The sequence below is a fragment of the Candidatus Cloacimonadota bacterium genome, assembly GCA_034722995.1.
Classification (GTDB): domain Bacteria; phylum Cloacimonadota; class Cloacimonadia; order JGIOTU-2; family JGIOTU-2; genus JAGMCF01.
The window spans coordinates 22,959-34,913 of sequence record JAYEOL010000067.1 but is presented as its reverse complement, the minus strand read 5'-3'; the positions used below and the strand labels follow the sequence as shown (position 1 = coordinate 34,913).

General features: G+C 33.6%; 9 protein-coding genes. All 9 read right to left on the bottom strand.

The features are described 5' to 3' along the window. Nucleotides 1-156: 156 nt before the first annotated feature. Nucleotides 157-468, bottom strand: coding sequence for a GAF domain-containing protein (locus tag U9R23_07750; GenBank protein ID MEA3476316.1), 312 nt, complete (start codon nucleotides 466-468; stop codon nucleotides 157-159). 92 nt (nucleotides 469-560) lie between these two features. After that, on the bottom strand, nucleotides 561-1,658 hold the full coding sequence (locus U9R23_07745) for a response regulator (protein MEA3476315.1): 1,098 nt from the start codon (nucleotides 1,656-1,658) through the stop codon (nucleotides 561-563). 113 nt (nucleotides 1,659-1,771) lie between these two features. Further along, nucleotides 1,772-2,212, bottom strand: coding sequence for a response regulator (locus U9R23_07740; GenBank protein MEA3476314.1), 441 nt, complete (start codon nucleotides 2,210-2,212; stop codon nucleotides 1,772-1,774). A 32-nt stretch (nucleotides 2,213-2,244) separates the two neighbouring features. Further along, a complete protein-coding gene (locus U9R23_07735) occupies nucleotides 2,245-3,483 on the bottom strand; it encodes an ATP-binding protein (GenBank protein MEA3476313.1) in 1,239 nt (412 codons plus the stop codon). A 127-nt stretch (nucleotides 3,484-3,610) separates the two neighbouring features. After that, complete coding sequence (locus U9R23_07730; GenBank protein MEA3476312.1) at nucleotides 3,611-4,315, bottom strand: T9SS type A sorting domain-containing protein; 705 nt, start codon at nucleotides 4,313-4,315, stop codon at nucleotides 3,611-3,613. Nucleotides 4,316-4,430: 115 nt separating this feature from the next. Then, complete coding sequence (locus U9R23_07725; protein MEA3476311.1) at nucleotides 4,431-7,781, bottom strand: T9SS type A sorting domain-containing protein; 3,351 nt, start codon at nucleotides 7,779-7,781, stop codon at nucleotides 4,431-4,433. A gap of 43 nt (nucleotides 7,782-7,824) precedes the next feature. Beyond that, nucleotides 7,825-9,900: a hypothetical protein gene (locus tag U9R23_07720; GenBank protein ID MEA3476310.1), complete on the bottom strand. Its 2,076-nt coding sequence runs from the start codon at nucleotides 9,898-9,900 to the stop codon at nucleotides 7,825-7,827. Further along, nucleotides 9,884-11,083, bottom strand: a complete 1,200-nt coding sequence (locus U9R23_07715; protein MEA3476309.1) for a hypothetical protein — start codon at nucleotides 11,081-11,083, stop codon at nucleotides 9,884-9,886. The genes U9R23_07720 and U9R23_07715 overlap by 17 nt, the downstream gene beginning before the upstream one ends. Beyond that, nucleotides 11,080-11,952, bottom strand: coding sequence for a hypothetical protein (locus U9R23_07710; GenBank protein MEA3476308.1), 873 nt, complete (start codon nucleotides 11,950-11,952; stop codon nucleotides 11,080-11,082). Before U9R23_07710 ends, U9R23_07715 begins: the two co-directional genes overlap by 4 nt. Nucleotides 11,953-11,955: the final 3 nt, after the last annotated feature.

Sequence of the window (11,955 nt, the reverse complement as noted above, 5' to 3'; positions counted from 1 at the left end):
TTAATGTTTTCTTATCCATGGTTTTCTCCTTTTTCTAATTTTAGATATTTGACTTCACAGCAGACTGGACTTCATCTTTTTTGATGGAGTTCAGAATGCAATGCATCTCTTCCGACTCAAGTCCAGCCTCGCTTTTGCTCCTCTGAACTCGAGTCTTTATTCTACCATTTTATATTTTGCCTCTTTACCCAATTTCTCAAGAAGTTCATTTACCTCCTTTTTCAGTTCAATCATTCTTAATTCTCTTCCAATAACTAATTTGTTGAAAGCTTCCAATTCTTCATTTTTCTTCTTAAGTGCTTCTTCTATTTGCTTGCGCTCAATGACTGCGGAAAATTCTGTTGCTACTGCTTTGCCAATATTAATATCATCCTGGTTCCAATTATGTACTTTATCATCATGAAGGTAGAGAACGCCATTAACATTACCATTAGAATTTATACAAGGTATGATAAGATAAGCAATCAATTTTGCTTTTCGCCATTTTTCTTTATATTTTTCGTACCAGTATTTTTCACGAACATCATTAACTACAGAAATTTCCTTTTTTTCATAAGCGGCTATTGTCTCTTCTCCTCGTTTAGTAATAGGTAGAAGCGATTCAATACCCGGGAAGTTTTCTCTTTCATCTGAAATTTGCCAATCTTTTTTGAATCAACTTTTGCTCTAAATACGACACGGGGGAGATTTAGCCCTATTCTAATAGCTTTTAAAGCGGTTAAAATAGATTTTTTAAAATCAGTTTCAAGAAGACTTAGGACTACATCTTGTAGAATTTTTCTGTTGCGTAGTTCTTGTTTCAAAGATTTTTCAATGTTTTTCAAAGGAGTAATATCACGTTGTGTTCCCCAACAGCGGATTAGAGAGTCTTTTTCAATAATTCCGATTAGATTATTGAGATACACATGAATTATTCCTTTAATATCAGGTTCATGGGATTCTCCATCAATAAGTCGAAAGTCACTGTGAATAAAGTTTTTTAGGTATTCAATATTTCTTTTATCAGCAGGAACAAGGAGATTCTCAAGTCGGGCTCCGATTATATCTTCCCTTTTTTTAAATCCATACATTTGTGCCATCATATTGTTGCATTCAACAAGAGTTCCAGTAGCGAATATAAGTTCTATAATTTTATCTTCATCAAGGTCAATAGGAATTGGCTCAGCAGATTCAAAACACCATATTCCTTCTGAGCTGCTCTGTATAAATGCACGATAGCGTTCTTCGTTTCTTTTTAATTTTTCAGCAGATATTTTTTGTTCCTGCTCCATTTTCCATTGAGTCATAGCTTTTTTTATTACATCAGGGATTATTTCAAGGTATCTCGCCAAAGGGTCTTTTACTATGTAATCCTGGGCACCTAATTTGATTGCCTCTGCAGCGATAGATTCGTTCCCTGAAGCTGCTACAAAAACAACAGGGACATTTAGTTTATTCTTCTTTATCTCTTTTAAAAGTTCAAGGCCATTCTCATCTGGGAGTTTATAATCAATTAGAACTATATCAAATGATGCGGAGCAAAGATGTTGGATTGCATCTTTTCCTTGCTTTACCCAAAGTATTTTGCAGTCAAGCTCACTCTTGTCCAATGCTCTATTCATAGCAATGTAATCATGTTTGATATCTTCAACCAAAAGGATTTTTAACTTTTTTTTCATAATTTTTTCTCCATATTTTTATTATTTTTCTCACCGGGTCCGCAAGGATAATCGGCGATGTAGAGAGGGATGTATTTTCATTTCATTTTTGGTTATCTTTTATAATCAATCTTTTATGGTAATTCAGACATTGTCCAGTATATCTGAATCTCACGAATGGCGTTTGAGAAATTTTCAAAATCCACGGGTTTTTGGATAAAAGTATTGCAGCCGAGTTGATAGCTTCTGATGCGGTCACTTTCTTCTTTTGAGGTTGTAAGCATAATCACTGGAATTGACTTAAGTTGTGGATCTTTTTTGAGAATACCGAGGCATTCAACACCATCCATTATGGGCATTCGTATATCCATTAGTATGATGCCTGGTCTTGGAAATTTTTCAGAATCAGAGTATTTTTCTTCATTACGGAGAAATTGGAGACACGCCTCACCATGAGGGACTACGGAAAGAGGATTTGTAATTTTATGAAGTTTCCAGGCACGCTTAACAAAAATAACATCGTGCTTATTGTCTTCAACGAGGAGAACAGGGAAATCTTTCAATATATTACTCATTTTATTATACCACCTATATTTGTTCTCTGGCATTACCCAGTTTTTTGGTGTAATTGTTCTGCCTTTATTTTCGGCAAGGTAAATGTAAAGATACTACCTTTACCTGACGTTGATTCTACCCAAATGGTGCCGCCATGTTGTTCTACAGCCTTTTTAACAATTGCCAGTCCAATGCCGGTACCCTCATATTCTTCTTGGGTATGCAGTCGTTGAAAGATACCAAATATCTTATCAAAATATTTAGACGAAATGCCAATTCCATTATCTTTAATAGAGAATTCCCAGGTGTTATTGGTTTCCTTATATCCTACAATAATATGCGGATTATCAGATTTGTTAAATTTAAGTGCATTTGAAAGGAGGTTGGAAAATATTTGTTCCATCTGGATTTCGTTGGCTTGAATTATAATATCTTCTTTTGGAAGAGTTATCTCAACATTTTCATCTGGGTGCAACTGGGAGACAAGCCGAGACAGGAGCTTGCCAACATTTACATTGGTTATCTTTGGCTTGGTTCTTCCTATTATTGAGTATTCCAGAAGGTCTGTTACCAGTTCCTCCATATGCCATACATTCTCTGCAATACCTTGGATATATTCCTGTCCAGTATCATCTAAACTATCACTACAATCCTCTTGAAGGAATCGGCAATAGTTGTTTAGTGCGCGTAGAGGAGCACGAAGGTCGTGTGAAACAGCATAAGTGTATTGAGATAACTCATCATTAACTTTCCTCAACTCTTCTATCTTGTGTTCAAGTTCCAGTGAATATTTTTTAATTTCTACTTCCATTTGCTTTCGCTTGGTAATATCAGTATAAACTGCCACTGCTCCGACTAATTCATTTCCTATTAATATTGGTGAACCAGCCATCACTACATCCACAGGGGTACCATCCTTCCGATATCGGACGGTCTCTACAGTTGGTATATTTTCTCCAGCTAATACCTGTTTACTATAAAGTTTTGCTTCCTCAAATTTATCAGCACCTGCAATCAGGTCATCAATATCCTTATCTATCATCTCTTTTTTTGAATATCCGAAAAGTTTCTCAGCTACCTGATTACACATAATTATTTTATGATGGGCATCCATAGTAATTATGGCATCAGGAGCATCAGTCAGCACTGCTTGCAGATAAAGGCGGCGTTCCTCGTTTTCCATCTCTGCTTTCTTGCGATGATTTTCTAATTTTTCCAATTCCGCAATTCGCCTACGCAGTTTTGCCAGTTCATCTACAAGTTCTTTTTTTGTCTTACCTTTGTCAATCATTTTGTATATCTCCTAAAATAGAAATAGATATTGTAGAAATTTTTTGTCAAACTTTATTGTAAAAAATAGACCTTCACCCATCAGTTAGTGGCTTGAAGGTCTTGTCTCATTTTTTCTACCTTTTACATTATTTCAAAATAATGCACTTTTTGATAGAAATAAATGTATCGGTATGTAATTTGTAGAAATAAATTCCAGAACTCATATCTTTAACATTCCAGTCAGCCGAATGATATCCAGCAGGTTTATATTCATCAATTAGAGTTGTAACTAATTGACCTTTCACATTGTAAATTTGTATTTTAACATTACATGACTTTGGTAGTGAGAAACTGATATATGTTGTTGCATTAAAGGGGTTAGGTATATTTTGATTAAGATGAAAAGTTAGAATGTGATTCGGAGCATCTACAGATAGGGGTGAGGTTAACATAAAAGGTTCACCTGGATTACCAATTGTTGTATTATCTTCAAAAAAGATTGTTTGGTTACAATTGTAAATTACATCAGTTGAATCGTCGTATATTTTAAAACTTATTTCTTCGCCGTTTTCATTTGCAACAATAACAAAATGCCAGTATCCTTCCCAATGTGGAGGATTGGGTTCTTGCCATGTAGCTACACTTCGGCATTCTAAACTATCAGTGAAACAAAAAGCACCAGCCATATTATTCCCTGTTCCTTCAAATACCTCTCCATCAAATGTAACTTCTGCCATTAATACCATTGAATATTGAGTTCCATATATATGTTCCCAGTTTGGTGGATCTGCATATAAAAATTGATTTACAAATATTAATAGTAAGGTAAGAATAAATATTTTTATTTTCATTAATTCTTCCTTTAGGCTCTATGTGAAATTAATTTATCAATTCACATATAATAATTTGAATATAAGGAAAGGCAGCTTATCAAAAACCACCTTTCCTTTTATTAGATAATTGTAATTATTTAAGTTTTACTAATTTCTGAATTTCAGTATATTTATCAGTAGTTAGTTTATAGAAATATATTCCGCTTGGCAATGAGTTATTTTTAGCATCTTTTCCATTCCATTTTACAAGATATGTATCCGGGTCTTTTGTTAAATTAACTAAAGTTTTTACTTTTTGACCAAGAATATTATATATTGAGATATTAACTTTAGTTCTTTTTGGAATTTGATACTTTATAGAAGTTGAGTTATAGAAAGGATTGGGATGGGAATTATACAAATTATACTCTTCTGGAATATCACTGTTTGAACCATTACAAGTTACAATAATAGCTTTTTCAGGAGAGCCAATAATAGCATCATTTTGGAAGATTATTTTCTCATTGCTTTCAAATATTTTTTCAGTTTGTAAATTGTATACTTTAAAGTGTAATTCTGCTCCATCTACATTTCCGACTATAGTAAAATACCAAAAATCATACACTTTTTTTCCAATAGAACGGCAATTATCTTCATTATCAAAGACTCCAATAACATAGTCTTCTGAATTATTAATAACTTCTTCATTAAGTATAATCTTTACCATAGCTATCATATTAGCTTGAGTTCCTGACACTACTTCCCAGCCTGCGGCGTTATATTCCTTATCTTGTCCATTCAAAGGCAGAGTTCTATAACAACTGGTTCCAGGATATGTTAGTACACCCTCAGCGGTCATACATATTTTATACCCTACCCCAGGTTCCATTTGCGTTAAGTCTCCAAGCCAACCACCATCATACACAGCAGATTTGTCTTGTGTCTTTACCACAGTTGCACTTATTGAAGCTAATGCTTCAGGTAAAGTAAGTGAGACATAAGGATAATATCCAACCCAATTCCAATTTGGAACTAAATCTATTGGATGTATTATTGGATTAATTGCTTCTCCGCTCAAAGTAAAGCCGTCATAACTATTGATCATATTTACTAAATATCCTTCTCCGTCTGTAATATAGTTAAGGTCTCCAACCCATCCGCCAGGAAAATATGTTGAAGCCTGAGTTTGATTCTTCACCTGATAAATATCATTTGGAGTTAAAGAAGCAAATACCGAGTCAATTGAAGGATTCTCCGGATGGAGATTGAAAGATATCCAGTTCCATTCTTCAATAAGATTAAATTGCTGGTCTCTTATTGGTGACGGAGCATTTAAATCAATTGCAGTAGCACTACAAGTATCAGGATCATCTACGAAGATAATTGATTCATAACAATAGTCATAAATACTATCAGTTTGAGTTTCATATAATTTGAATCGTATTGTTTCTCCAGAATTATTGTTACTTACTATTGTAAAATGCCAGTATCCAGATAAATCCCAATAATTACTCCATAATGAATGATTCCCTTCTTGCCATATAGCTATTCCCCGACAGTCATTTTCTCCACCAGGTCCAAATGCTGCTACTTGATTACTACTATCACCACAAACAAATTTACCATCTAATGTGACTGTTGTAAATACAGTCATATTATACTGAGTTCCTGGAATAATCTCCCAATTTATGAGTGTCATATTAATACCTGTAATAGTTTGATCAGGTATGACAACTACATCGCGAATTGTGATGGAAGTATATCCCTCTAAAGAAGCGGTAACATCATAAGTCCCATTTACAACTGTTAATAAATAATCACCATTTGCATCAGGATGAACTGGGTCAAAACCAGGAACACTAACTTCTACATCCTCTACATTGCCAGTCCCATTTTTAAGAGTAACGGTTCCAGAGATATAGCCTTCATAAGTGATAGGCTGAAGCACAAAATTTATGTCTAATGTTTGTTGCATTGATTGAACAATTACATCTGTTACAGTAGAATCTTGATAACCTGTCAGAGAGGCAGTAACATCATAGATACCAGGAGCTATTTCTAAAATATAATAGTAATAAAGTAAGACCCCCCAAGGATCATATACCGGATAAGGATTGGTCATTTCTTCGCCTGCAGTAATTTCAACATCTTCTACATCTCCTAAACCTGCAATGTCAACTTTACCTTCAATTGAGCCTGGTAAAATTGGACTCATATCAAAGTCAATACCTGAAACCAATTCTCCTTCTCCAACTACTAGACTATCATAACTTACTGGATAAGGGAAATATTCTTCCAAAGTGGCTGTTACATTATAAGTCCCAGCCGATACAGTAACAGTATAAGTTCCATTTTCGGATGGACTTACTGATGTTATTGTGTCACCAGTAACTTCTATAACAACATCTTCAACATTGCCAGATCCTTGAGTAATAGTAACTGTTCCCCGAATCCCAGATTGGTGAAAGCAATACGCTCCCATATCATTTCTGGTTCCGTCAGGGTCATTGTAAAAAGGATCTGGGTCACCCGCATCAATGCAGGGAGAAGCTGCCTGTAAATTATAATCATGATTAAATGGATTTACAAAAAGTGGGTCTTCATCAATGTTCCCTTCAAGCCAGTTCACAATTGCATCACCAGAGATTTCAATTCCAGCAGAGTCGCCAAGGACATCCGAATATTCAACTGTTATTTCACCTGTGGAAGCTACAAAGATTTCATGATTATCATTATTCCACACAATTGAATTTAATAAATCCACACTTGAATTATATAAACAAGCAATTCCACAACCATTCTGATAGGAGATATTTTGAGAAATTGTAACATTTACTAACTCTGGATTTGAATTATTAAAGCATGCAATACCACCACCATTCCACTCAGTAGTATTTCCACTTATTGTAACTTTAATTAAAGATGGACTGGAGGAGAAACAGAACACACCACCACCATCATAATAAGCTGAATTGTCAAGTATACTAACATTGGTTAAATTAGGATTTGAATTCAAGAAATACGTTCCACCACCATATCCAGCAGCATAGTTGTTATGAATAGTTACATCTTGAAAATTTTCATCAGAATTTTCAAGATAAACAGCACCGCCCGAACTCTCAGCTCCAGTTGCCCTACCGTATTCTAATGTGCAATAAACTAAGCTTGAAGCTTCCTGCCCGTTTATATTGGTATCATAGAATCTAAGTCCATGCCAGCCAGTAGAAGTATCCTGTGCAGTAAAAGTAATAAGACTATCAGCATTACCTTCTACTAACAATCTACCATACACATTAAACTTATAATGTCCTGAAAATTGAATTTCTACACCAGGTTCTATTATCAATGTATCTCCTGCTTGGATTTGGATTTCACCATCAATAATATACGGACTACCTGCAAAGGTCCAAATTCCGCTGACATTGCCACCGGGAATATTTGTGTCAGCGGTTGTAATTGAGGCTGTAAGTAATACACCAAATAAGATAATAACTATCTTTTTCATGGTTCCTCCTTATTTAATTTTTTCATAGTTTTCACATATTTTATTATGGTGCGACCTGAATAATTTTTAATCCTTCATTATCTGCTAAGTATACATAACTCCCAAACTTATAAATGGATACGGGTTCTGTTGACATTTCAAAATTCCCTAAGACATAAGGAGATAAAGGGTTTGAAACATCTATTACAATCAAACCCCTATCTTTATCTGCTAAGTATACATAATTATCTTGAGCATAAACGCTATAGGCAAAACCATTGGTTGGACAATTGGCAACAGGAGTCGGAGAGTTTACATCAGAAATATCAATAATTTCTAATCCATACTCGCCATTTGCTAAGTATGCATAGTTTTCAAGTACATAGACATCTTGTGAGAGACCATTAATTGGTAAGTTAGATACAGATATAGGAGTTGATGGGTCAGAAATGTCAATAATAGCAAGTCCTCCGTTTAGACCATTGGCAACGAATGCATAATCACAACTGTTTTTAACAAACACCCTTCTGGCATCACCATTGGTTGAGATGTTTGCACTAAAATGAGGATCTCCAGATGTAATAATTATTGTAAGACCTTCAGCTCCATCCGCCACATATGCATAATCTCCATAAACAAATACATCGTTTGGCATACCTTCAGTAAAGCAACTTCCAATTATTTCAGGAGAATTAATAATACTAATATCAACAAAATTAAAACCACCATTGTGATTTGTTACATAAGCTAAATTGTCCTGAACAAAAACTGACAATGTACGGTCGGGAAGATCCATTGTGGTGATTTCATTGGGTAAAGTTGGATTTATACAGTCAATAATAACAAGTCCGTTATATCCATCAGCTACAAAAGCATACCAGCCGGAGTTTGATACAAATACTTCATTAGCCTTACACAAAGTATTTAAAGAATCAACCAGCTTTAATCTAATATTTGTATGTTCTTCATTACTATAATCTGAATAAAATCCATTATAAAAGGCTCTAACCCGATAGTAAAAAGTACCGCAGGGTTGTGGAATATCATCAATCCAATTTGTTATATTACTATCAATAGTTGCATATTCTGTTACCCAATCCAATTCTCCAATTTTTTTATCAATATAAAATCCTTGTTCACCCTGGCTATTATCATCCCACATAATTTTGATTTTACTTGGATCTGGTTTCTGTAATGTAACATTTGATGGTGCCGGAAAGATATCATCAATCTCATCGGTTTCAATAAAGCTGGAATAGTGGTTCTGTCCATAAGCATAGACTCTATATTTTATATTTTGATTAATATCAGCATTATTATCTGTCCATTGCGTAGCATTTTCTGCAGTCGTTCCATAAGAGGATTGCCAGTTCCCATCATTTAATTTTTTATCTATTTTAAAACCTTCCTCTCCATCTGAATTGTCAGTCCAATTAAGTTTAATTTTGGTTATTGCGAGTATGCTGTATGTTAAATTTGATGGGCTTGGAAAAGTAGGGGTTATTGAATTTTCAACTGAAACTGATTTTGATTCTCCAACAAAGGCAGATACTCTGTAATATATTGTATCAAAAAGTGTTGTAGTATCAAGAAAATTGTTTACATTTGCTGTAAGCTTTTTGTAGTTATTATTCCATAAACCGTTACCAATCTTTTTATCAACGAGATATCCATCTTCGCCTGCGCACCTATCATTCCAGATTATTTTAATTGTATCTTGAGTTATTTGCTCAATAACAATATTTGTTGGTGTTGTATTATCAGAAAAGTAAGCAATAACTTCTGAGAAATATGAGGAGGTAGCCTTTGTTATATTCTCAGCTTTTACTTTATACGCATAAACTAAACTATCATTAGTTGGGATATTATCTTCAAATAAACAAGATTCATCAGAAATGACTTCATAATTCTCGTTCCAGTTACCTTCACCAGCTCTTCTGGCAACAACAAATTGAATAGTGTCATTTGTGTTAAAGTAATTCCAGGTTAGTTTTATTCTGCCATCTACAATTTTTTCAATTTTTAAGTTAGTGGGAGCTTCTTTACTTGGAGAAGTCAATTTTCCACAACTCATAATATAAAGAACAACAATAATTACAGAGAAGAGAAATAAAATATATTTTTTATTTTTTATTTTCATTTTTTCCTTTTTTATTCTCAATAAATAGTGTATCAATATTAGTTGAAGCTTTTCTAAATTTTTCTATCTTTTCTTTAGTAGAGATAAATTCTTTTTTTCTCTTATCAAGAGGTTTTGCGATTTCAGCCTTTAATATGATAATCATTTCGCGAATATTTTTCTCTTTCTTATTATATCCTGTAAGATAACGTATTCCAAAGACCCACCATGGTAAATCTTTTAGAAGTGGAATTCCAGTACGAACTATTGTAACCTCTGTATCATATAGGCCACCCATCACGGTTTCCTCGCCATCAAATAATAAAACATCGGTTGCTGATTGACTTGTATGGATAATCGTGCTAATTTCCCCGGGAACTGCTGAGCTCTTTTCAACGCTAGTATGCAGATGAATAGCCTCTTTTCCATCCTCTTCTATAACGGTTGGTGTAACATCCATAATAACACCGGTGCTAAAGAATTTATCGGTGATATTTCCGGCTTCATCTACTTGTTTGACAGAGAAATCATCACCAACTTGAATCTTTCCAGTTTTTTCAGATAAAACACAAAGAGATGGTCTTGCGATAACTGTTCCCTTTTGATTACTTTCAATTATTCGTAAAAGGGTATTAATATCAACAGTTATATTACCTGATTCAAGTCTTGTAGAACCTGTAGCCTGCAATAGTTCAGAACCAACCATACTTCCACCTTTGAAATCAATTGAAGCAACTACTTTATTGTTGAATAGTGTTGACCAGTCAATGCCAATACTGTTTAGGAATGATCTATCAGCTTTAAATAGTATTGCACTGATTTTTACCTGTTTGGTATCAATTGAAATTTCTGGTTTTTCTTCTTTAGGAACTTCTTTCTCTACAATTAAATCTTTAATTAAGTATGCACCTGGTAGTTCCTCAAGTACGAGATTATGATAACTAATAATAATATTGAGGGCTTCCTTCCAATATAATTTTTTAATTGGAATTCCAATTGGTTTTGTTACGCTACTCATATTAATGATTTTTTTACCTTCAAACTGTTGAGACATAACTTCAAGAGTTTTCAAAGCATCTGGAATAGGTAGAGTTTGAGAGATAGTTATTAATTCTTTTTCACTATAATTTTTACCTGTCTGGAGTTGAGCGAATAAGTTAAAATACACAAAAAATATGATCAAAATTATCAGTGTCTTTTTCATAATTTATCCTCATTCATATATATTATTTTCTCTTCAGGAATACCAATTCTATTTATCGTAAAAACTGCTGCCTGTTTATACCAATTAATGTGATCTAAATATCCATAAGCCACCTTTTCACCGGTCCTTAAGGTATGAATCCTTCCTTTATCATCACGCAAAAAAGCTTTATACGGAGATAATCCAATTATCGTTGATGTATATATATTTAGAAATTTAAGCTCATATTCATCAGATATAGGGGTATGGATTCTGGAATAAAATGGATTATATCTAAGATTTGTAAACCTAAAATTTCTAAATAGTATGTTTTGTAGTTCAGTCCCATCCTCATTATAATATGCATTCAGGGTAATTGTAAAGCTTACTGTATCAGCTTTAGCTACAGATTGTTCAGCAATTTTAATAGATTCAATTGTATAAAGAGGGGATTGATACTCAATTTGAAATACAAAAAAATAAAGAGATTTTATGTTGGCATCACCAGAAATCGTGTATGTATTAAAAGAAAATTCTTTAACCTTTCCAGATTTTGAAATCTGGAAATTAAAACTTACATCAGGGCAGAAATTATCCGCAATATCAACTAAATATTGGTATGTAAGAGTTGGAGTGTCTTCTTTGAGTATAAGTTTACTATTTTCAAGAACTTGTTTTTTCATATCATCAAGAGATTCCATAACTTTTTCTTCATTTTCCAAATCTGGATTTTCCTTTCTGAGTCTTTCCTGCATCTCTGAGTTTTCTTTGTTTGATTTTTTTAATTTTTCTAATCTTTTAACATAATTTGCATTAGCTAATATAATGCCAATTATTACAATTAACAATAAAACAACTAAAACAATTGTATTTCTAACTGTATGTGGCATATT